Annotated in this window: 20 protein-coding genes and 1 pseudogene; 11 read left to right on the top strand and 10 right to left on the bottom strand. The window is 70.4% G+C overall.

The features are described from left to right. Positions 1-159 precede the first annotated feature (159 nt). The 3 genes and pseudogenes from AC07BF_RS04805 to AC07BF_RS04795 all read left to right on the top strand — a co-directional run bounded on the left by AC07BF_RS04805 (position 160) and on the right by AC07BF_RS04795 (position 2,063). The gene (locus tag AC07BF_RS04805; RefSeq protein ID WP_363584277.1) at positions 160-771 is read left to right on the top strand and encodes a TetR/AcrR family transcriptional regulator; all 612 of its coding nucleotides are present in this window, start codon (positions 160-162) and stop codon (positions 769-771) included. 133 nt (positions 772-904) lie between these two features. Further along, positions 905-1,300: a hypothetical protein gene (locus AC07BF_RS04800; RefSeq protein WP_363627692.1), complete on the top strand. Its 396-nt coding sequence runs from the start codon at positions 905-907 to the stop codon at positions 1,298-1,300. A gap of 244 nt (positions 1,301-1,544) precedes the next feature. Next, positions 1,545-2,063: pseudogene (locus AC07BF_RS04795) on the top strand (winged helix-turn-helix domain-containing protein). Positions 2,064-2,323: 260 nt separating this feature from the next. Here AC07BF_RS04795 and AC07BF_RS04790 read toward each other — a convergent pair. From AC07BF_RS04790 to AC07BF_RS04780, 3 genes are all read right to left on the bottom strand, one after another. Further along, complete coding sequence (locus AC07BF_RS04790; RefSeq protein WP_363584273.1) at positions 2,324-2,827, bottom strand: SMI1/KNR4 family protein; 504 nt, start codon at positions 2,825-2,827, stop codon at positions 2,324-2,326. 2,105 nt (positions 2,828-4,932) lie between these two features. Then, positions 4,933-5,214, bottom strand: a complete 282-nt coding sequence (locus tag AC07BF_RS04785; protein ID WP_363584271.1) for a hypothetical protein — start codon at positions 5,212-5,214, stop codon at positions 4,933-4,935. Positions 5,215-6,199: 985 nt separating this feature from the next. Further along, entirely contained in the window at positions 6,200-6,517 is a 318-nt protein-coding gene (locus AC07BF_RS04780; protein ID WP_363627691.1) for a hypothetical protein, read from the bottom strand. Between the two features lie 769 nt (positions 6,518-7,286). Between AC07BF_RS04780 and AC07BF_RS04775 the strand changes: the two genes are divergently transcribed. Together AC07BF_RS04775 and AC07BF_RS04770 are read left to right on the top strand one after the other, a co-directional pair. Then, on the top strand, positions 7,287-8,792 hold the full coding sequence (locus AC07BF_RS04775) for a hypothetical protein (RefSeq protein WP_478332937.1): 1,506 nt from the start codon (positions 7,287-7,289) through the stop codon (positions 8,790-8,792). Positions 8,793-9,031: 239 nt separating this feature from the next. Next, entirely contained in the window at positions 9,032-9,565 is a 534-nt protein-coding gene (locus tag AC07BF_RS04770) for a hypothetical protein (RefSeq protein WP_363584265.1), read from the top strand. Between the two features lie 66 nt (positions 9,566-9,631). Here AC07BF_RS04770 and AC07BF_RS04765 read toward each other — a convergent pair whose 3' ends face one another. Genes AC07BF_RS04765 through AC07BF_RS04755 form a run of 3 tightly spaced genes read right to left on the bottom strand, consistent with a single transcriptional unit; the run spans position 9,632 to position 12,719 of the window. Beyond that, positions 9,632-10,036, bottom strand: a complete 405-nt coding sequence (locus AC07BF_RS04765) for a DUF6009 family protein (protein WP_063352543.1) — start codon at positions 10,034-10,036, stop codon at positions 9,632-9,634. Further along, complete coding sequence (locus AC07BF_RS04760) at positions 10,033-11,637, bottom strand: DNA primase family protein (protein ID WP_363584263.1); 1,605 nt, start codon at positions 11,635-11,637, stop codon at positions 10,033-10,035. The genes AC07BF_RS04765 and AC07BF_RS04760 overlap by 4 nt, the downstream gene beginning before the upstream one ends. Beyond that, a complete protein-coding gene (locus AC07BF_RS04755; protein WP_478332936.1) occupies positions 11,634-12,719 on the bottom strand; it encodes a bifunctional DNA primase/polymerase in 1,086 nt (361 codons plus the stop codon). Before AC07BF_RS04755 ends, AC07BF_RS04760 begins: the two co-directional genes overlap by 4 nt. Before the next feature lie 997 nt (positions 12,720-13,716). Between AC07BF_RS04755 and AC07BF_RS04750 the strand changes: the two genes are divergently transcribed. The 3 genes from AC07BF_RS04750 (at position 13,717) to AC07BF_RS04740 (ending at position 15,576) form a co-directional block, all read left to right on the top strand. Further along, a complete protein-coding gene (locus AC07BF_RS04750; protein WP_363584259.1) occupies positions 13,717-13,959 on the top strand; it encodes a plasmid mobilization protein in 243 nt (80 codons plus the stop codon). Further along, complete coding sequence (locus AC07BF_RS04745) at positions 13,956-14,327, top strand: fic family toxin-antitoxin system, toxin component (protein ID WP_363627689.1); 372 nt, start codon at positions 13,956-13,958, stop codon at positions 14,325-14,327. Before AC07BF_RS04750 ends, AC07BF_RS04745 begins: the two co-directional genes overlap by 4 nt. A 214-nt stretch (positions 14,328-14,541) precedes the next feature. Beyond that, a complete protein-coding gene (locus AC07BF_RS04740; protein ID WP_478332935.1) occupies positions 14,542-15,576 on the top strand; it encodes an ankyrin repeat domain-containing protein in 1,035 nt (344 codons plus the stop codon). A 282-nt stretch (positions 15,577-15,858) separates the two neighbouring features. Here AC07BF_RS04740 and AC07BF_RS04735 read toward each other — a convergent pair whose 3' ends face one another. Next, a complete protein-coding gene (locus AC07BF_RS04735) occupies positions 15,859-17,463 on the bottom strand; it encodes a bifunctional 3-(3-hydroxy-phenyl)propionate/3-hydroxycinnamic acid hydroxylase (RefSeq protein ID WP_478332934.1) in 1,605 nt (534 codons plus the stop codon). A gap of 130 nt (positions 17,464-17,593) precedes the next feature. On the opposite strand from AC07BF_RS04735, the gene AC07BF_RS04730 reads away from it, so the two are divergent. Continuing rightward, positions 17,594-18,514 (top strand): LysR family transcriptional regulator, encoded by a 921-nt coding sequence (locus AC07BF_RS04730; RefSeq protein WP_478332933.1) that lies wholly within the window; start codon positions 17,594-17,596, stop codon positions 18,512-18,514. Between the two features lie 104 nt (positions 18,515-18,618). Here AC07BF_RS04730 and AC07BF_RS04725 read toward each other — a convergent pair whose 3' ends face one another. The 3 genes from AC07BF_RS04725 to AC07BF_RS04715 form a co-directional block, all read right to left on the bottom strand. After that, a complete protein-coding gene (locus AC07BF_RS04725) occupies positions 18,619-19,563 on the bottom strand; it encodes an NADP-dependent oxidoreductase (protein ID WP_478319048.1) in 945 nt (314 codons plus the stop codon). A 124-nt stretch (positions 19,564-19,687) separates the two neighbouring features. After that, a complete protein-coding gene (locus tag AC07BF_RS04720; RefSeq protein WP_363584449.1) occupies positions 19,688-20,107 on the bottom strand; it encodes a VOC family protein in 420 nt (139 codons plus the stop codon). A 111-nt stretch (positions 20,108-20,218) separates the two neighbouring features. Continuing rightward, a complete protein-coding gene (locus AC07BF_RS04715; RefSeq protein WP_363584247.1) occupies positions 20,219-20,569 on the bottom strand; it encodes a hypothetical protein in 351 nt (116 codons plus the stop codon). Positions 20,570-20,620: 51 nt separating this feature from the next. Between AC07BF_RS04715 and AC07BF_RS04710 the strand changes: the two genes are divergently transcribed. Beyond that, positions 20,621-20,992: a hypothetical protein gene (locus AC07BF_RS04710; protein ID WP_478332932.1), complete on the top strand. Its 372-nt coding sequence runs from the start codon at positions 20,621-20,623 to the stop codon at positions 20,990-20,992. Between the two features lie 227 nt (positions 20,993-21,219). After that, the gene (locus AC07BF_RS04705) at positions 21,220-21,648 is read left to right on the top strand and encodes a hypothetical protein (protein ID WP_363625677.1); all 429 of its coding nucleotides are present in this window, start codon (positions 21,220-21,222) and stop codon (positions 21,646-21,648) included. Positions 21,649-21,762: the final 114 nt, after the last annotated feature.

The raw sequence follows: 21,762 nt of genomic DNA, 5'->3' as shown, positions 1-21,762 counted from the left end.
AGCGGCTGGCCCCGGCAAGTCTTCGGATCCGGGAACCGCCTGCCTGCACGCTAGCCATCTTGGACTGATCAGTCAAAGATGACTGACCGATCGGTCCAAGATGCGGGTAGGCTCGTCGCGACGACGTGGGACAGCGGAGAAGCAGGAGAGGTGCACACCGTGTCCGGCCGGAAGCAGTTCGACATCAACGCGGCACTGGACCAGGCCATGCAGGTGTTCTGGCAGCGCGGGTACGCCGACGCCTCACTCGATGCCCTCGGTTCGGCCACCGGCCTGGGCCGCGGCTCCCTCTACGGCGCCTTCGGCAACAAGGACGCCCTGTTCGGCCAGTGCCTCGACCGCTACGCGTCGATCTACGGCACGCAGTACGAGCAGGCGCTCGCGGCGCACCCCGGTGATCCGGTGCGCGCGGTCGAGGCGTTCTTCGGCGTCGTCCTGGGCCGCATCGCCGACCCGTCGGTCCCCTCCGGGTGCCTCATCGCCCAGTCCGCCGCGCAGTCGCCGACGCTCAAGGAGGAGAACGGCGCACAGGTGCGCGGCCTGCTCGACGTACAGCGTCAACGGGTACGCACGGCCCTGGCGGACTCCTCGGCCGACATCCGGACGCTCGACGAGCTCGCCGTATTCGTCGTCGCCGTCAACCAGTCGCTGGCCGTACTGAGCCGGGCCGGCACCTCCGACGCCGAGCTGCGCTCCGTGGCCCGGCTCGCCTGCACAACGGTGGCCGACACCCTCGCCCGGGCAGTGCCCGAGGACCTCACCCGCGACTGACGAGCGCGCAGGACGAATGCAACAGCCACCCCGCCATCGACTTCCCGACGCTACGACGGCCCGGGCACGGACCGGACCGCAGGCAAGCACGACGTCGAACTGACCGAGCTCTACCGGGCATTGGAGAAGCACCATGCACCCCTGCGCAACGCCTGAGGCCCGGACGAGGCAGGCGGTGTGGGCGGCGTGGGCGGCCCCGGTGCTGGTCAACGTCGCGCTGGGGTTCGCCGCCATGGTCCCGCTGATGTTCACGCTGGTGTTCTTCCTCAACTACCCGCTGGTCTGGCTCGGGCTCGGGCAGCGCGAACCCACCGAGAACGACGGCCCGATGGTGTGGGTGGTGGCCGGCGTCGTCGTCTGGACGGTCTTCGGCCTGCTGTGGTGGCTGGTCAACCTCGGGCTCCGCAGGCTGGCCGGCCTACGGGGCCGCCGTTACTGGTGGGTGAGTGCCGGACTGCTCCTGGTGCCCACGCTCGTCTTCTCACCGTTGCCCGCCGGCCCCTGGACCGTGCTGCGCTGGCTGGCCTGACCGAGCCGTCCCCGACCCCTCCCCCAACCGCACCGGTACCCGTGCCCGTACCCGGGCCCGTGCCGCAGCCGACGGCCCGTAACACCCGGACGTCCGCTGGCAGCCGATAGCGGACACCGTCGATGACAGCGGCGCGATCTGAACCAAGCCGGTGCCCTGCACCACCCCCCGCCCCCGTCCGCGTCGGCCGGATCGAGAGCGTCCGGATCCAGGCCGCGCGGCGCTTCCACTACGACATCGCCGCATGCTCTACCGGCTGCTGTACGCCGCGGGCGCCGCGACCGCCTCCAGCTCGCCGAACAGGTCGACGCGGCCCCGTCGTTGGTCAGCTACCACCTGCGCAAGCTGGCCGAGCACGGCTTCGTGTCCGAGGCGAGCGGCCGCAGTGCGGACGGCCGCGAGCCGTGGTGGCAGATGGCTTCCGAGGAGGGCTGGGGCTTTGGGGACTCGGACTTCGCGGGCACGCCCGAGGGGGCCGCCGCAGTCGGCGCGGTCACCCGCGGCATCGTCGAGACCCGGACCTCCCCGTACCGCGCGTACCTGGACCAGGGCGCCGCCTGGGGCAAGGTGTGGACGGACTCCACGTTCAGCTCCGAGTGGGATGATCGACCCGACCCCGGCCGAACTCGCCGAGCTGAACGGCGAACTCGAGGCGCTGGGACGACGCTGGCGGAAGCGCGGCAAGGCCGCCAAGGCAGACGGCGACACCGAGGGCCGCGAGCACGTGTCCGTGCACCTCTACGGCTTCCCCTTCCGCCCCTGACGCCACTGTCGTGTCGCGCCCGATGCCCAGACACCCGCAACTGGCCGTCACGGCGGGCCTCGTGCGAGATGTGATGACACACCGCATCGGGGCTCTTCAACCAGATCATGGGCAACACCGAAGACCAGCCTGCCCAGTTCAGGTGTTGCGTCCCCGATGCCCGAACAGGACTCCCGCAAAGGGCTTGCCACTCAACCGAGTTCCGCTCTTTCGGTGAGATCTATCATTCAACTACCTTGACACAAAAGCGAATTGGCGACTTAGCCGGCTCGACGTGGTCGCGGCCACCGTGGTGCAGCATCGCCTGGGCGACGGCATGGAGCCAGGGTGGCCAGGCTCGGCCAGCCGGCGGAGTAGGCCGAGCCGTCATGGGCAGCCCTCCCGAGGTGGTTGTGCCACAGGCCGGGCCCGGCGTCGATGAAGTGCTCGTCGCCGTAACGGCCGGCGAACGGGGCCCACCGCGCTCCCCACCACGGGGCGTCCCGCTGGTCCGGATCATCGGCGTCCCAGATCCTCATCCGCATGGTGCGGATCTCGACGATCCTTTCCGTGGAGTACAGGGGGCCGCGCGGAAGGACAGCGAGGTAGGCGTCGTCTCCGCCATGGCACAGCAGCGACTCGCACAGATCAGCGGGGATCTCGAACCCGAGCCGCTCCTCGGTGCGCCCGACGGCTTCGGGCGATGCGGGCGGGTGACGCTCGGCCAGGCTGGCCGATGCGTTCTTCGCCGGCCAGACGTCAATGAGGTTCCAGGGCTCGGTCACCGAATCCCAGAGTCTCATGCCACCACGGCGGGCGGGAGTCATCCCCGCGCACCGGGCTCCCCTCCCCGCGAGGCGCCCAGCTCTGGTGGACGACGCTCCGCTACGCCCCCAGGCCATGTCCCGCCCTCTCCCCCACATCCGGAACTTCGGGTCGATCACCCGACACGTCGCGAAGGCTCGACCGTCGACGTGGCTCACCTCGGCCACCGAATCCGAACCGCCTCATCTCTTATTCATACGAACTAAATACCGAAGGGCCCGGCCGCTGCGGGAAGGCTACGGGGGGACGTGCCCAGCACCACGTCATCCGAAAACAGCGCCGTACCGAGATTTGTTTATTACTGGTCTTCCGATGTCTTTTGTGTTCAGTCCCTTGAACGTGAAGTGGCCTGCGACGTGCAAATCGCCTCTGACCGCTGAGGAGTCGGCTCCCGAGGCCTCGAAGAAGCCACTCGCGCTCACACCCACGCCGGACGGGTGCCGAACATCGCACCCGCTTCTCCTTCCGCCGGAAGCTCGTCCCCGGCTCCGCCACCTCCTGGCCGGCCAGCTCGACCTCAGGCGTACCGCAGCTCGCTGCGGCCGCTTGGCAAGTTGGACCTTCACCCGCCGCTCCCCTTCCCCTCCGGTCCTCTGCCTCATGGTCGGCCCGGGTTCGTGGCAGCGCCGAGGTACCGACCGTCGGCGCCACCGCCAGACTGACCGCGGCTGCGGCCGCCGTCGGAAAGCCCGTCGCGAGACATCGCTTCAGCGACTACGACGATGACGAGCACTACTTCGTCGAGGAGCTGACCTTCGCCGATGCGGATGCGATCCTCGCCATGCTGAGGGCGCTGTGCCCGCGGCCAGCTGACGGGGGCTGCCTGCCGATGCAGATACGGAGCCTGGCGTACCGGCTCGTGCCTCTGCCACGACCGGGCGAGCCGGCACTGATGCGGGAGGGCGGTACAGAGCCTGTGGCTGCACGGCCCGGATTGGGACGACGTCGAGACGGACTTGACCGGACGAGGCGACGCCCGGGAATCGAACCGACCAACGACCTGGGCCGCAGTCGGATCGAGGACGCCGAGCCGATTTGAGCGCGCGCTCGACCTCGTTCCGTCGCTTGTACATCTCCATGTCGAAGCCCGCAGGCCAGCCTCCTCGGCTGACTCGTCGCCGACGGTTGGCCCGCTGATCCTGCCTCTCCGGAATGGCGTGCTTGAATCTGGCGCCTTCGCAGGTAGCGACAAGTTGCGGCGGGAGCTGTACGCCCTTGGCGCCGCCAGGGCAGTCGGGGGTGTGCGCGGATGACCATGCCGGAGCCCTTGACCCCGATGCGTTGGAGGACCGACATCAGCTGTGGCATGCCGCCCCACTGGCCGGGTCCTCTCCGAGGTATGAGCCGTACGGTCGAGATCGGGAGGTGGCGGTCCTGCCCCGGTGAGCACTTTCGGGGGGCCATCGGTCCGGTCGGATACGAGCTGCTGGTTCGATCGTGAAGGCAGAGGCGCCATAAAGCAGGTCAAGCGGCGGACGTAGTGATGGCGAACTCGACGCCGCTGTGGATGTCCAGAGCATCGCTTTGGCCGATGGCGCATCGGATTTTCCGCGGAAAATTCAGAGTCCCTCGACGAAGCCCACGGATCGGCCATCCCCTGCATCGTCCGTTGCTGGCATCGTCCATTGCCGTTGCCGTGGGCACGATGGATGTCCGTCGAGAACTCTGACCGGCCTCCGCGGAGAAGCTCGGAGAGAGCCAACCCGGACGGCATGGGCCAGTGGTACGGAAGCCCCTTGAATGAGCCGGAACCCGAGTCCGAGCCGTGGCTGTGCAGCGCGTGAGCGTGCGCTTGCCAGTCGGCTGGTCCGGATGCTGATGCTGCTCCCCCATCGAAGCCCTCGCATTTTCTGCGGAAAATTCCTCGACTGAGCGGTAGACAGATCGGGCTCCGCGATCGCTGTGTCCCGGTTCCCAACAATCGGCCCACCCTCGCGACACAGGAATTGCCGACGGCTTCGACTCCCCTGCGGCCTCCTACGGGGGAGCGCCTATCACGACAAGTGGGGATCCTCTCCCCCACTGAGGCACGCTGTGAAAGTGATCAAGCCGATCGCCTGATACGTCACAACCCCTGGATGGCTTCGCCCAAGTCGGAACCGTAGGCGGCCCAACAGATGACCGAGCCGTCGAAGTCGAGCTCGCCCATGTACCAGTCGTCGTCCGCTCGTACGAGACACAGGCCGTGGAAGGCCAGGATGACGTCGGGCCGGAGTGAGACGTAGTCCGCGCGGCCGTGCTCCTCCACCACGACCAGTCGTTCGAGGGTGAGCAGGGCGGCTTCAGGATCCCCTGATGCGGAACACACTCGCTCGATCGTCCAGCCGTCCGGCAGTCCATCGTTCACCGCCACATGATCGCAGCGGGTGGCGTTTCGCAGCTACTCGTATGAGGCGGCGATCACCACGGTTGCCTCGTAGCGGACAGCCGACTCGTGGTACCCCGTCGCCGCCGCACGCGGTGTTGCTTGAGCGCGGTAATCATCTTCGTCGGACCTGGGCGACGTCCGTCGCCGGCGCCGAGCTTCGTTCGGCTACAGATCCGGTAGGTCTCCTCCAGGATGGTGCGACGGATGCCGCGCCTACACAGGTAGGCGCGGTTCGCCCAGGAGCCACAGAGCCTGTCGACGCGGGCCGTGACAGGACGCGTACGCGGTCATCCGTCACCGAGGCGAAGACCAACAGCGGCTTTGCCCCTGCCCGACCGCCGACGAATTTTCTGCGGAAAATCGCCGGGCCGCGCCCCCTGGCCCCGGACGCAGTCGTGCTGTCCGGAGCTCACCGCGCGACAACTACCCATCTGCTTATGCCGGTCGCAGGAGCGCCCACCGCACCGGTTCTGGTAGGCGACGCCGATGGACACTGCCACGATGACGAACATTCATCGTGGGCCACACCCATCCAGTCCGAGGTAGACGCGCCGTTTCCTCCATGCTGGATCAGCCACCTCAACGGCTCCCCCACATAAAACTGAGCTCCCGTCACAACCGCAGGCCAATGATGCGGCTCCGCTGGCCCGCCCCCCACGGTCCGGCCGGGCAAGCCCACAGGGTCGTTCGTCAGCCGGCCGAGTGCCACTCCCTTCGGACTGCGGTGGACCACGCTGAGAAATTTTCCGCAGAAAATTCGGCGGACCTCGGGAGGGGTACTGGGGCGGCCCGGGGGACTGCTGGGCTCGCCCACAGGGTCGTTCGCCAGCCGGCCGAGTGCCGCTCTCTTCGGATCTCGGTGGACCAGGAAGCCAGGCTGCTGAACCGAGGCGCGAAATTTTCCGCAGAAAATTCGGGGGCCTCAAGGGAACACCGGGACGGCTCGGGGGATTGATCGGCTCCCCTAGATGACGTCACATGCCGTCCGGACCCACTCCAACGGCGTGCGTTCGCCATGCTGTGCCAGCGGCAGATCGCGCGAATCCATGAGCCCGATGCCAGCCAGCGCACACAGCTGCACTGCCGACCATCCCCCGGCGAGGCAAGAAGTGGCAGAAGCTGCTGCCCCATAGCTGTCCTGCGCGTGGAGAATTTTCTGCGGAAAATCGCTCAGCCGCGGTCCCTTGGCCGGGACACCATTGTGCCCGTGCCGAACACAGGAGCGCCCACCGCACTGGTTCTGGTAGGCGACGACGGCGGGCGCTGCCAGGATGACGACCATCCATCCTCAACCACGCCCGTCCAGGTCGGGACAGAATCCCGCTTCCTCCCCCCGCCAAACCGACAGCTTCGATAGCTCCCCCACCCACCGCTGAGCCCCACCACAACCGCAAGCCGATGCTGGAGCCCTCAGCCGGAATGGACCGACGCGTTCTGCCCGAGCTCGCCCGCAGGATCGTTCGCCAGTCGGCTGAGTGACGATCCCTTCAGACCGCCATGGACCAGACAGCCGGAGTGCTGAACCACGCCGCGAAATTTTCCGCAGAAAATTCGATGGCCCTCAGAAAGCACACCGGGACGGCCCGCCGGTTGCTCAGCTGACATACCGCCTGCGCCGGTAGCAAGCGACGGCACAGCGCGGCCCGAACCGGGGGAGGATCGCGGGGGAGTCGCGGAGAACCCGGCTCACCGCGAGCCCCCGCCTCGCCCGCGACGTCGAGAACGACCGCCCCAGGCCGTGTCAGTCGACCTGATCCACTGCGGCCCAAGCACGACCGAAGGTCCGCCAGCGGGCCGCCGCTTCCGCAGCGCCCAGTCCGAAGGCGCAGAATTTTCTGCGGAAAATTCAGAGGGATAGCTGAGCCAGCGGGGGAGCGGCAGCCCGATCCAGATGACGCGTCGGCCCCACTCGCTCACTGCCTCCTGAATTTTCCGCAGAAAATTCAGGAGGCAGCAAATGGTCGATCAAAGTCGGCAGCTTCGGTTCGGTGGGCCGTCAGGTTCGACGAACCCTGTCGACGCGGCGTCGTATCCACTGCCACGATGTCCCGATGTCCTCCTCTCTTCTCGCGGAACCGTGGCTGCGAGGCGTCGCGGCCAACCGGGCTGCGCCGTCCGAGGTTCTGCTGCGTCTACTGGCCCCGCAGGGGCGCGTTGCCTGGACGGCCCTCTGCCAGGAACGCGCTCTTCCCCCCGAGGTCGTCGAGGCGGTGCTCGCACACCCTGAGCAGACGGTCCGCCGCGCCTTCGCCCGCAACCGGCACGCCGTTCCCGAACAGCGCGGCCGACTGGTCGACGACCCCGATGCCTTCGTCCGCGCAAGCCTTGCCGCAGGTCCGCGCCCACGTCTGAACAGGGCCGAGCCGCTGCCCGACGACGTCCTGGAAATCCTGCTGACCACCCGCGACGAACACCGCCGGGAGCAGTTGCTCAGCGCGGACGAGATCCGGCAGGAGCTGGCGTTCTCCGGGCAGATCCGTGCATCGTTCCGCCGTAGGATGCTCGACCACCCGAACCCCGTGCTTCGGGCCCAGGCCGCCAGCCTGTGGCTGTGGCTGACTCCCGGCCAGCGCGACGCGCTCCTGGCCGACCCGGATCCCACCGTCTCGGAGACCGCCCGTGACCGCCGCCGGATCCTGGACCCGGCGGCGATGGAAGCGGAGCTGCCGGAACGCGCCTGTCACTCCCGGAATCTTCTGCTCATCAGCTACGCCGTCTCCCACGCCGTGGCCGAGCAGTGCCTCGCCGAACGGCGCGACCTGTGGTCGCTTGCCCGCAACCCCCATACGCCCGGCGACATCGTCGCCCGCCTCGCCCACGACCCCGATCCGGACGTGCGCAAGCAGGTGGCCGCCAGAGCCGACCTGGACCCGCCGCTCCTGACGGAACTGGCCCAGGACCCGGACAGCGCCGTACGGGCCCGGGCCCTGCTGCACCCGTTGCCGCGGACCTGGCCGCAGCGCGCCGCCATCGACCGGGTCTTCGGGCACGCCGTCGAGGACATCGGCGCTGTCGGCGAGATGTTCGTCGAGCCGGGGACGAGCTGGTACGAGGCGTGCGCCGCGTCTGCGGATCCTCGGCTGCGCCGAGTCGCCGCGACCTGCCCCCTGCTGTCGGCGGAGCTGGTGCACCGTCTGGCCAAGGACCCCGACGCGGACGTGCGCCACCTGCTGTCCTTCAACCACCCGCTGGCACCGCCCGCACTCGTTCTCGACGCCTTCATCGCCGCACCGCGCCAGCGGCCCTATCTGCTCACGCTGCCCCGCCTGCCCCGCACCGGCCTGGACCACCTGCTCGACCACGACGACCCGGACGTCCGCGCCCTGGCCGCCTCCGACGCCGGCCTGGACCAGCTGCCCGTCCATCTGCTCGCCGACCCCGAACCCCGCGTCCGTCAAGCCGCGGCAGCCAATCCGCGCCTTCCTCTCGACCTGCTCTCGGCTCTGCTGAACGATCCGGAGCACGCGGAAGGAGCCGCAGCCAACCCGAACCTGGCAGCTGACCGCCTCCACGAGTTGCTCGACCTCTGCGGACTGCCCGGAGCCGCAACCCGGTGAGGCCCCGACGGTCGCGAGGTTTCAGCGGCCGCTCCCGATGCCCAGGAGACGGAGCAACAGCATCGCGGCAGCGTCCGAACTACGTGCCGCCGCCTTGACGAACGTGTGGTCGTCGAACGAACTGGCGTGCCCGTGGCCAAGTCCGTAGCCGGAGGCGACGGCCCGGGAGCGCCCGGTTAGGCTGAAGCGGCACGTCAACGGCCGTGGGAGGCCGGGGACGGTCCTGAACGAGGGGGAGCATGAGCGAGCTCGACGACCTGCGGATGCGCCTGGCGGCACTGGAGACGGAGGTCGACCGGCTTCGGAAGGAGTCCGCCGCGTCGCGCACGGGGGCGGCGATGGCCGGCCGGGGCGGTGCGAAGGCAGCGAGAGCCGCGAAGGCGCGTACGTCGCCGCGCGGCCGCGCCCAGGGGGAGGACGAGACCGGCACGGGGGAGAGGCCGGGGGAGAGGGAGGCCGAGCCCGGTCAGGCGATGACCTGCCTCGCCGAGGCACTCGGTGTCCTGGGCGCCGGACGGGTCCGCCAGGTCGAAGTCCCGCAGACCCAAGTCCTCCGGGCCCGAGTCCTCCAGAGCGAAACCCTACGGATCCAAACGCTGCAAGCCGAAAAGCCCCGGGCCGAAGACCCGCAGACCGAGGTTCCGCAGGCCCTCACCCCAGCCCTGGAACACCCGGACCGCACGCCCCCGCAGCACGGCCGGTTCCTGGACAGCCTCCTGGCGGGCCAGTCGGCCCTCTTCGAGGAGAAGCGCCGCCCGGACGCCGAGCCGTAACCGCCGGACGAAAAGCAGCCGTCTGAGCAGAACGGCGTGGGTGCGAGTGCACCCACGCCGATACGGTCACGCCTTCGGAAGCGTTATCCCCAGTTCGAGCATCGCCGGCGAGGCCGGGCCGCCCTCGGAGCGCTCGGTCTTGTACCCCTTGACGCCGGGGGCGACGGTGCGCGGGTCGACGGCCTCGGAGGGGGCGCCGGTGGAGTAGAGGCCCTCGGGGTCCTGGTCGCGGTCGTGCGGCAGGAGCCAGAAGACGCGGCGGCGGAAGGTGCCGGAGGCCCGGGAGGACCTGGCGTCGGGACCGAGGATGGCATAGCCGACCATGCGGCCGTCGCGGTGGTAGGCGGGGCGGCCGCGGCGGGTGGTGAGGCGGTCCAGGGACTGGCGCACGTAGTCGAGGTCGGTGGTGTCCTCAAGCCAGACGAGATCGGTTTCGTGGGCGAGCTCGGCCGGGTCGATCAGCGCGCTCACGCGTTCTGCTCCTCTGTGTCGTCGGTGATCAGGCCGATGCCCGGGTAGTACTTGCGACTGTTGGACAGGACCATCTCCTTGGGGGAGGTCATACCCAGTGTCTCGCGAACTCGTGCAGCGAACGCACGACCGGATACGGGATTGGCGCCTTCGAATCCGCACCAGCGGGTGTACGCGCCGAAGAGCTGGGACTGTTCGGCGCGCATGCCCTCGCCTGTGATGCAGGCCTCCTTGAGGAAGCGGCCCACGTGATCCTCGGTCTCGGCGTAGGCGGTGGTGGCGACCTGGACGCGCTGGGGGCCGGCGAGGTCCTTCTCGCCGGCGAAGTAGCGGCGGGCGCCGTCGATGAGCCAGGCGAGGATGCCGGGGCCCTCCTCGGCGACGAGGACGTGGGCCAGGTTGTCGATCTTACGTTCCTCGGGGACGACCCGTTCGAACGGGATCAGGCGCATGCGGCGCCAGAAGGCGAAGCCGCCGGTGCCGACCTCGGGGCGGTGGTTGCCGAGCAGCCAGAGCTTGTGGGTCGGTTCGAAGGAGAAGAAGTCCTGGCGCATCCGGCGGGCCTTGATCTTGTCGCCGCCGGTGAGGAGCTTCACCCGGGCCTCGTCGAAGCGGTCGCCGGGCTTGAGCTCGGAGCAGACGATGATGCGTCGGCCGTGGAGTTCGGCGAGGTCGGTGGGGTGCCCATCGAAGGTCTTGGCCATCAGGAAGCCGGGCGGGGCGGCGTCCGCGTAGTCGCCGAGGAGCTGGATCATGACGTCCAGCAGGACGCTCTTGCCGTTCTTGCCCTGGCCGTAGAGGAACGGCATGACCTGGGCGCCGACATCGCCGCTGATCGAGTAGCCGAGCAGCAGGTGGAGGAAGTCGCGGGTCTGCCGGCCTTCCTTGTCGTCGCCGAAGGTGTCGGTGAGGAAGCGGTCCCAGCGCGGGGTCCGCATCCGGGCGGGGGCCAGGGTGGTGGAGCGGGAGTGGTGGTGGACCTTCGGGTCGGGCGGGACGATGGCGCCGGTGCGCAGGTCGACCACGCCGCCGGGGGTGCACAGGGCGTAGGCGTCGGCGTCCAGGAGAGCGGCGTTGAGGACCATGCCCGGAGCGGACTTCGCCTGGGCGAGCATGGCGTTCATGCCCGAGGTGGAGAGGGCCCGGCGGCGGTGCCGACGCAGATCGGTGTTGGTGTAGACGCCGCGGGAGTCGTGGGTGGCGATGCTCTCGGCCATCTCGCCGGCGGCCCACAGGACGGTGTCGTCCTCGTCGAGCTGCCAGCGGTGCGCCGCCCAGCGATACCAGCCGAGGCCGGGGACGTGGCGGTAGTCGCCTCCGTAGAGGTGGACGAAGAGCTTGGCGTTGCCCCGGTCGGACAGCGAGTCGGGCAGGAGACCGTGCGCGCTCGCCTCCGGCCCCGCCGGGGCCTGCTTGCTCTCCTGAACAGGCTCGGGGGCCGGCGCAGGTTCGGCGGACGGGGTGTCGAGAAGGCTCTCCTGGACGGGGGTGCCGTGCCAGGGGGGCGGGGAGGCTGGGCCGGGGACCGGCGGGTACTCCAGGATCTGCTGGGCCGTGGCCACGGGATCGAAGACCGTCCTCTTGCGGGTGCTGTCGTTCATCCGCGTGCCTTCCCGACGTGCAGGGGCTGTCGGGCGCCGGCGGCGAGGCCGGAGCGGATGACGGCGGAGCTTTGCCTGTCCTGGCTGGGGCGGGCGGTGCGGGCCGCGTCCAGCAGGAGCCGCTCGGCGGCGGTGTGGGTCAGGTGACCGGCGGAGACCAGGCCTCCCATCGTGTAGGCGGCGCGGTTGAGTTTGCCGGTGAAACCGGCCCCCTCGGGGGTGGTGGCGCAGTCGGTGACGTCCTGGAGGACGGTGTCGAGGACTCGCTCGGCCCCGCGCTTGCCGCCGCCTGCCGCGACGACGGCCGCGCGGCCGCGGTCGGGGACGGACGGCTGGGAGGGGCGCGGGGTACTGGGCTGGTCCTTGAGGTGGCCGGTGCGGACGAGTTCGTCGCTGAGCCACTGGGGCAGGGGCGCGGGGGTCCTTGCCCCGGGGAGCGCGGTGTAGGTACCGGCGGTGGTCACGGTGCCGGGGGCGACGATGTATCCGCCGTGGGCGCGCACGTCGACCTGCCAGGCCAGGGCCCGGCCGTTGGAGGAGCCGGTGGAGCAGGCGAACCTGCGGGGGGAGTCCTCCTGGTACCAGATGTGCAGCCCACCGGAGGGGGTGCGCACGCGCAGGGTCTCCGTGTCCGTCGCAGGGTCAGGAGCCTGGCGCAGGACCGCGAGCAGAGCGAGGGTGTGGTAGCCGTTCTCGAGGCCGTCGAGGTTGACGTTCTCGTGGATCGGAATCCCGGGCAGGATCCGGTCCCGGGCGGGGACGGTGCTGGGGTGGCTGTCGACGTCGATGACGACGAGACCCGCCGGGCCACAGGCGACCCCGGTACCGAAGTCCGGGTTGACGCGCCACCAAGCGGTGAGGACGTCCTGGTCGAGAGTGGCCGCGTGGAAGCCGTGGCACCAGCGACCGGCCGCAGGGCACGGGCAGTCGGCGGGACTGTGAGCCGGCTCCTGGCAGGGTTGGCAGTTGGCAGGCGGGGTCTTGCGACCTGGTGCGAGCGGGTGGACGGGCCAACCCTGGACGGCGCACCAGCGCGCGACGGCCAGCGCATCCGGCTGGCGAAACGCTCGGTCGCTCCCCACGGCCTTAGGCGCCGTCACGCTGGTCCCTCTCCCCATGGTTGGTAGCTGCTCGGACTTGAGTCGCTCGTTCAGTCGCTGAGGGCAAATAGCCAGGTCAGGGCACTGGTGGGCGCCGGATCAGCGACTGAAGCGACCGAAGTCCAGAAGATAGCTCACACAGACTATCCGAGCGAGGACGTGGGGACGCGAACTGCCGGAGTCTGCGGCGAAACTCAGCTACCGAAACCCGGGTCAGCGACCGACCCCGTTCAGTCGCTGGTTTCGGTCTCCCGGCATTTTCGCAGGTCAAAGCCGCTTTTAACAGCAAACAGCGACTGAAGCGACTGTAGCCCGGGTCTATAACGCGCACACGCACAGGGGAATGTCTTCATATACCTGACCTTGAGTCGCTTCGGTCGCTGACGGGGTGGGTGAACCTGCCCTGACCTGGGGTTTTTCCCAGCGACTGAACCCCAGCGACTGAAAGCGACTGAGTCTCTCGGGCACTGGTCCCCGGCGTGTCGCCGGACCAGGTTCTCGTGGAAGTCCCCAACTTGGGTCGCTTGGGTCGCTTCAGTAGCTCCGCCGCAGGGCCGGGAGAGTCGCTTCGATGCTGTGACCTGGGACTATGTCCGCAGGAGCGATCAGTGCCTGAACACCTCCAGCACCGAGTCGCTGAGTCGCTTGGGTCGCCCCTGCCCTCCGAGGACAGTGCCGTTGCCCTGCTGTCCCGGTACGCACGGCCTGTTTGTGGCACCGGATCCGGTTCGGTCGCTGGGGGCCTGAGCCGGCGGAGGGCCCGTAGCCCCAGGATGTGACCCGGCAGGGCAGCTACTGAAGCGACCCAAGCGACCGAGTTCCCGACTTGGTGGAGAAAGCAACGGGCCCGCGGTTCCGTCGGCCGACGGCCGAGTTCGTTGCTGAGGACGTGCTTGGAGTCCGCCGGGGCGGTCCGTGTTGCCCGACACGCCGTCCTCAGACTTGTAGCGGGGTGTACGCCGAACTACGATTCGCCGGTATGAAGCAGCTGAACGTGCGACTGGACGACGCCGTGCACGAGGCGCTGGAGCAGCGGGCGGAGGCCGCCGGGCTGAGCCTGACGGACTATGCGCGCAAGGTGCTGGCCGAGGAGGCGGACGAGCGGCGCGAACGGTTCCTGACAGCCGCGGCGCACTTCGCGCCGACGTGGGCGCCGACGTTCGAGGCCGAGTTCGGGCCCTACCCGCAGAGCACCCGTGGCGCCGCGGCGGACGCCGCGTGATCCTCCAGATAGACCGGGCGTGGCTGCTTGACATCGCCCACCAGTTCCTGCCCGCCGATCCGGACGTCACCGACTACGGCACCCTGGCCGCCGCGGTCGCCCGCCACCTCGACGAGGTCATGGACGTGCCGGTGTACGGCGAGGTGCACCAGCGGGCCGCGGCCCTCATGCACCAGCTGATCCGCGTCCCGGCCCTGGAGTTCGCCAACGAGCACTTCGCCGCTGTCGTGGCCGCCTCCTACCTCAGCGCCTCCGGGGTCATCGTCACCGCGGAGCCCAAGCAGGCCGCCGACCTGGCCGCCCGCATCCGCGCCGGGGACGCGGACGTCCGCGAGACGGCGGACGCCGTCCGCACCTGGTACCGCTGACCCCGGTCGACGACCGGTCAGCCGGCATCTGGAAGGCGCCGGGCTCCCGGCACGGTCCTGCGGTCCGCGTTTCCGGAGCACGACGGTCGGGCAGCCGGGGGAGCCCCGCGGCGCTGTCCGGTGACGAGTGGCGGTCATCGAGGGCACGGCCCCAGCAGCTACCGAAGGCACCGGACAGCGACTGTCAGACCGGCATGCAATCGTGTGTGGACGGGTGGCGCTCGCGGAGGGCCAGGCCGCGCTGACGACGAACGAACGGGGGGCCGCGATGACGGGCTGGGACGGTGTGACCTGGAACAGCTGGCGGGACCACGACGACATCCGTGCGCGGCTCGACGCAGGAGCCGACCCGGACGTGTGGGGCGGGGGTCTCCGCCCCCTGCACCAGGCCGCGGGGTTCGGCTCGTCCGAGGTGGTGGCCGAACTGACGCGCCGGGTGTCGGACGTGGACGCGCTGGAGAACGGGACGACGGCCCTGTGGGAGGCCGTCATGGAGAACCGGCCGGACAACGCCCGGGCCCTCGTGGCCGCAGGCGCCGACCCGTGGCGGCCCCAGCTCGGAGGCTGGTCGCCCGGCCGCATAGCTCTGGCCGGGCCAGTCCCCGATCTGTTCCCCGTGCCGGACGGACAAGCCGGCCTGACAGCGACCGAGCAGGCCACCGTCCAGCGCGGGCGGCAACTCGTCCAGGGCCTGGGCCGTTTCCCCTTCGAGGGCACCGGCCTCGCCTGCGTCGCCGCCATCGACGCCGCCGAAGCGGTCCGTCGGCTGGACGCGACTCCGTTGGACGAGGAGTTCATGGAGGACTTCCTCGACGACCCGAACGAGTACGACATGGACGAGGGCCTGCTCATCGCCGGTGTCACGACCGTGCCCGGTGGATGCGTCGTCACCCAGCCCTGGGGCTACACGCCGTCCACCCCGGGAGCGATGGCCCGGCTGACCGCCGGCACGGTCGGCTACGGCCTGTACGCCAACCCCAAGAGCGGCAACCAGGGCAGCATCGTCCGCGACGGCACCGTCGAAGCCTGGGACCTCCACCCCGGTGGCGCCCCCCTCCCGAACCACACCCCGGACGAGGTCCTGACCGGTTACCTCTACCACCACCACGCCGTCGCCCAGGCCTGCGCCTTCGCGGGCCTGCGCCCCGCCGACGCCCGCGCCGTCACCGGCCCCGCCGACGCCCGCGCCGTCACCGGCCCCGCCGACAGCTGGATACGGCTGCCAGACGTCGACTACTGGGAGCGGTGAGGGCACTGACCCGTCCGTAGGCCCGGGCTGGGCTGGGCGGGTGGCGTCCGAGGGCCCACCGGTGTGGTGACAAGCCGTGGCGGTAGGCGGTGGCGGGAGGCTGGTGCCCCGTTGGCGGACGAGGAGAGCCTGTGAGTGGGCGCAGCCCTGGCGGTGACGACGACGCGTTGGCTGCCGGTGTACGCGCTGGGGCGGCCCTGCTGGTGGGCGCGGGTTCGTGGGCTTGGGCGCGGTTCCGGGCGCGGAGCACGGCGTTGGGGGTCGGCTGAGCCGGTTCCGGGCTCAGGCGCCGGGGGTGAGGAGGGCCAGTAGCTGGTTCGCCACCGCGTCCGCGTCCGGCCCGGCCGCGTAGACGTAGTTGTCGGGGCGCACGGCGGCAGCGGCGGCGCCGAGGTCGGACAGCCAGCGACGGTGGGTGCCGTCCGGGTCGGCGACGACGGCTCCGGGGGCAGCGCCTGTGGGGGTGGGGCCGAAGCCGACGACAGTGACGCCCAGGTCGCTGAGCCGGGCCCAGTTCAGCCGGGGGAGGGCCTGTTCGGCGACCAGCAGCCGGAAGCCTCCGCCGACGATGTCGTCGAGCAGGCCCGTCCGTCGGCCGTCGCTCACCCGGCCCTGGACGGACAGTCGGCCTCCGCCGGAGGCGAACAGGCCGGGGCCGAGGTCCGGCAGCCGGATCCGGTCCGGCTCCCGGAGCGTGCGTCGGTGGGCCATCAGCGTGCGGTCGCGCTCGCGGGCGAGCACCGGGTCCCGCAGGGTGTGCTGGCGGCCGAGTTCCATGCTCGTGGCCGTCACGCCGCGTACATGCGGCTCCCGCTCGCTCTGGTAGGTGTCGAGCACCTCGGCGCCCCGGATGCCGCGCAGCACGAGATCCATCTTGAAGGCGATGTTGAGTGCGTCCCGTATCCCCGAGCAGAGCCCTTGCCCCAGAAAGGGCGGCATCTGGTGTGCGGCGTCTCCCGCGAGCAGGACCCGGCCGTCCCGCCAGCGCCTCGCGACCAGCGACTGGAAGGTGTAGGTGGCAGTACGGGCGATGTCGGCGTCGTCGCGGGACAGGTAGCGGCCCACGCGGGACCACACGCCGTCCGCCGCACGTTCCCGCCCGAAGTCGTCGTCATCGTCGAGCAGGAAGCAGAACCGCTGCCGTTCGGCACCGGTGGTGATGACGGTGGTCGGTCCCTCGGGATCGCCGATCTGCAGCATCGACGGCAGCCCCAGGTCGGCCGCGGGGCGCCGGAGGGCGAAGTCGCAGACCAGCCAGGGTTCGGAGAAGCCGAGGTCGTCCTGTTCGATGCCGAGGGCGTTCCGCACGAAGCTGTTCCCGCCGTCGCAGCCGATCACGTAGCGCGCCGCGAGGGTCGCACCGTCCGACGTGTTCAGGGTGACCTGGTCACGGTCCTGGGACAGGCCGGTGACCGTCGTGCCGAAACGGAGGTCGACGTTCGGCAGCGAGGTGCACAACGAGTGCAGCGCCGTCTCCAGGTCGGGCTGGTGGAACTGGTAGAGGTCGGCCCAACCGCTGGCGCCGACGTTGCGGAACACCTGTCGGATGAGGAGGTCACCCGCTCCGTTGCGCCACTCGTACGCGTCCTGTGTGCGCAGGGTGGGCGCCAGTTCGTCGACGAGTCCGAGCCCTTGGAGCGCGCGCATGATCTCGCCGTCGAAGCTGGCGGCCCGCGGGAGGCCGTACAGGCCGGGGTAGCGTTCGAGCACCACGACCGAGCGCCCGGCCTTGCCCAGCAGGGCCGCGAGCGTCATGCCGACCGGCCCGCAGCCGACTACGGCGATTTCGGCGGCTTCGGCGCATACGGCGGCTTCGTCGGCTTCGGTGAATGCGGTGACTTCGGTAGGGGACGGCGTCCGGTTCTCAGGGTGCCTGTGGTTCGGCATGTCCGCAGCTCCTCAGGGGTGGGACGGAGGGTGTGGTGGCCACGACGTCAGTCTCGAACGCTCCTGACGCGATGTCTAATGCATGCTTTGCACAGGGAGTTTGCGTCAGACGCAAACGAAGGGGGCGTCCGTGGCCGACCAGTTGGACCTCAACCTCTTGCGCGTGTTCGACGCGTTGATGGACACCGGCAGCGTGTCCGCGGCCGCGATGCGTCTTCATCTGTCCATTCCGGCCACCAGCAGGGCCCTGGGCCGGCTGCGACGGGCGATGAACGACCAGATCCTGGTGCGCGCCGGCCGGGGCCTCGTACCCACCCCGTTCGCCCAGCGGTCGGCCGCCAGGGTCAAGGCGCTGCTGGAGGCCGCGGCCGAACTCCGGGTGGATGCAGCGGGAAGCGACCCGCGATCGTGGCGGCGCACCTTCGCCATCCGGGTCAACGACGGACTCAGCCCCGTCCTCGCGCCCCGCCTCACCCATCGGATCGCCGCCGAGGCACCCGAGGTCCGCCTGCGGTTCGTCGCCCAGGACTCCAAGGAACCTGATCGGCTACGCGACGGCTCGCTCGACCTCGACATCGGCGTCGCCGACCCGCCCCCTCCGGACGTGCGCGCGCGAACGCTGTTCTCCGACCACTTCGTCGCCGTGGTGGCGGCACACTCCGATCTGGGAAAGGCCGCACGGCTGACGGTGGACGACCTGTGCGCCCACCCGCACATCTCCGCCTCCCGCCGGGGCCTCGCGCACGGGCCGCTGGACGAGGCCTTGCACCGCCTGGGCCGCTCCCGCCGCGTCGTCGCGGTGGTGCCCTCCTTCGCCGTGGCAGCCTTGATGGCGCTGGAGGGAGACGTCATCTGCCTCGGCCCCCGGGTGGTGGCGGAACACCTCGTCGAGCGACAGGTGCCCCTCCGGTGGCACAAGGTGCCACTGGAAATGCCGGCGGCCGACATCGAACTGCGCTGGCACCGCCGACTCGACGACGATCCCGCGTCCCGGTGGCTCCGCCGCCACGTGCTGGAAGCCGTCGGACCGCTCGCCGCCACGCTGCGCTGAACCGGACGTGAGAACCGCCGGGACCCCCCGCCAACGCACCCGCCAACGCACCCGCCAACGCCCGTTCCGTGATCGCCGCCGCGGGTGCGATCCCCGCGATGCCGTCAGGAGAAGTCCAGTACCAGCCGGCCGCGCAGGCCGCCGGCCTCCAGCAGGCGGTGGGCCTGGGCCGCCTTCTCGGCCGGCAGCACGTCGGCGACGTGCAGGGTCAGGGTGCCGTCCTCGACCTGGCGGCGCAGCGTGTTCAGCCGCTCGGTGTCGGTGATGCCGTCCGTCACCATCACCGGGCGTACGCGGATGCCGCGTTCGGCGGGGCCAGACCAGCCCCGCAGTTCGGCCAGCGTTCCGCCGTCGGCGATGGCGGGCACCGTCTCGGTGGTCTGTATCGAGCCGTCCACCAGACCGGGAACTCCCTCGGGTACCAGTGCGCGGATGCGGGCGGCGACCTCGGGTCCGCGTTCGACGACGTGGTCGGCGCCGAACCCGCGCACCCGGTCGGTGTCGTGCGGGGCGGCGTCCGCGATGACGGTCAGCCCGTCGGCCTTGGCCAGTTCGACCGCGTATCCGCCGACGGCACCGGCCGCGCCGGTCACGGCGACGGTTCCGTCCGGCGGTACGGCCAGCGCGTCCAGGGCGAGGCGCGCGGTCATGGCGTTCATGAGCAGGGTGGACGCGGCAGCGAGGTCCACCCTCTCGGGGGCCGGCACCACCGAGGCGGAGGGTACGACAATCTGCTCGGCGTAGGCTCCGCCGTGCGCGCTGGTGAACAGCACGATGGCGACCACCCGTTGGCCCACGGCAAGCCGTTCGTCGGCCCCGGGGCCGAGCTGGTCGATCACGCCTGCGGCGTCCATGCCGGGCACGAACGGGGGCCGGCGCCCGGGCATGCGCGAGGCGTGACCGCCGCTCCGCAGCATGATGTCGGTCGGGTTCACGGCCGCCGCGTGCACCCGGATACGGACCTCGCCGGGGCCCGCCTGAGGTTCGGGCAACCGCAGGACGCGCAGCACGTCCGGACCGCCGAAGTCGTAGACACCAATGGCCTTCATACCCCGTGCAATGCGTCTGTTCAGCGCCGTATTCCCGCTCAACGAGGCCGGAGCGCAGCGCACTTCGCGTCGCCGCCCGGAGACCGGCGCATCGTCCCGGCCATCAACGAACGGCTGTGACCAGCTACTGCGGGGCAGCCGGCCGTTGCGCGGGGGAGCCGCAGGAGGACATCGCCGCGCGGTCGGCCGCACTGCGGAGAACACAGAATTCATTGCCCTCAGGGTCCGCGAGGACGGCCCAGCCGGCACCATCGGGTTCCCGGCGGTCGTCGACGAGGGTGGCCCCGAGGTTCAGCAGCCGCTCGACCTCCGCCTCGCGGGTGGTCTCCGGACGCAGGCACAGGTGGACCCTGTTCTTGATCGTCTTCGGTTCCGGCACCTGGTGGAAGTACAGCAGCTGGCCCTCCGGCAGCATCACCGCAGTCTCCGGATCACCCGGGCCGTCCTCCGGGTGCAGCGGACGACCGAGCACCTCACTCCAGAACCGAGCCAGCCCGTAGGCATCCGCACAGTCGATCGCCACGTTCTGCAACACCGAGACCATGCGCGCGAGCCTGCCCGAAGCACCGCTCGGTCCGCTACCGAATTGCGGCCGGGCAGCAGACAGCGCCGGCACTTTCGCCACGGACCCCGGCTCGACCTACCCCGGCTCGGTTCACCCCGGCGGGGCCTCCACCGGGAAGTGGATCGGACTCAGCAGGTGCTGCGCCCGCTCGGGGCTCGGCCGGTTGGCCAGTCTGGGCACGATGGCCGTGCGCAGCTCGCCGATCAGCTCGGTCAGTTCCTCCGGGCTGAGCCAGAGTGCGTGCTGCCGGTAGCCCACCTGGTCGGCCATCGGGTCGGCCTGCTCGCGGTCGAGGTAGGCGTTGAACTCGGCCAGCAGGGCGGTCATCGCGGTGGCGAAGGCCTGCCGGTGATCTTCAGGGGTGAGCGAGCGGACCATCTCGGAGCCGACCACGGCTCGGTCCTGGCGCAGCCGGTAGTGCCGTTCTACCGCGCCCCTCACCCGCCGTTCCTCGGCGACCTCCAGGATTCCGCCGGCGACGAGTAGGTCGATGTGCCGGTAGACGGTGGCCTTGGAGGCCTCGGGGATGCGGTGGCGGCGCTGGCCCAGCAGGCCGCGCTGGTGGCCGGCCCCGAACTCATGCCCGACACGCCGTCGGAGCTGCTGCCGTTCGGACTCTCCGCCGCCTACTGGCTCGACCTGCGCGCGTACGACCCGGTGGCCACGGCGACCGCACTCGCGCGCCCGATGCTGATCCTCCAGGGCGGCCGGGACTACCAGGTCACCGTCGCCGACGACCTGACACGCTGGCAGGCCGCCCTGCGCTTCCGGACCCGTACGTTCGACCGGTCCGGGTGCTCGACGGTCTTCCGCGCCCCCCGAACGTACCGGGTCCGGAGGCGCCGTGCCCTCGCTGGCCGTTGAGGGGGACCGTCGGGTCCGACTGTCGTGTCCGTAGAACAGGAAGCGCCAATTCCGCCCGTGTGCTTGGGTGTTGGGAACTCCGGGGCATCGCCGACCGTTACAAGGCGGTGACGATCCGCTCACAACCGAAGCGTGGAGCGTGGCGTCCCTACAGATGACAGAGCCCGAATCGCGCCGACCGTGCTCTTCGGGCCGAGCAATCACCTCCCCTTGAAAGGGGTGCACCCGTGATCGTCTCCAAGCGGAACTCCCTGCGCCTGGCCGCCGTGACCACCGTCGCCGTGCTCTCCCTCGGGCTGGCGGGCACCGCCGCCATGGCGGCGGCCCCGGCCGCCTACCCCACGTCCACCACGCAGCAGGCCGCGGCGCAGCAGGCCGCCGCGCACGCCGGCATCACCGCCAAGCCGTCCGTCACGACCGTCCAGGCCTGGCAGCTGTTCCGGGTCACCGGCACCACCACCGGGCTCAAGGCGGGCACTGAGGTGACCCTGCAGCAGAAGCAGCACGGCAAGTGGGTCACCCTGCCGGCCTCCGTCCGCACCGACCACAACGGCTCCTACTCGCTCGGCGTGAAGCTCGGCATCAAGGGCCTGAACGAGCTGCGCATCGTCAGCGGAGACGTCGCCTCCCCCGTGTTCACCGTCACCGTGCGCTGACCCACGGCCTACGGCCCCCGCCGTCGGGGGGGGGGGGGGGGGGGGGGGGGGGGGGGGGGGGGGGGGGGGGGGGGGGGGGGGGGGGGGGGGGGGGGGGGGGGGGGGGGGGGGGGG

The sequence above is a fragment of the Kitasatospora sp. NPDC043950 genome (assembly GCF_056435345.1).
This window is presented reverse-complemented; position numbering and strand designations above follow the sequence as displayed.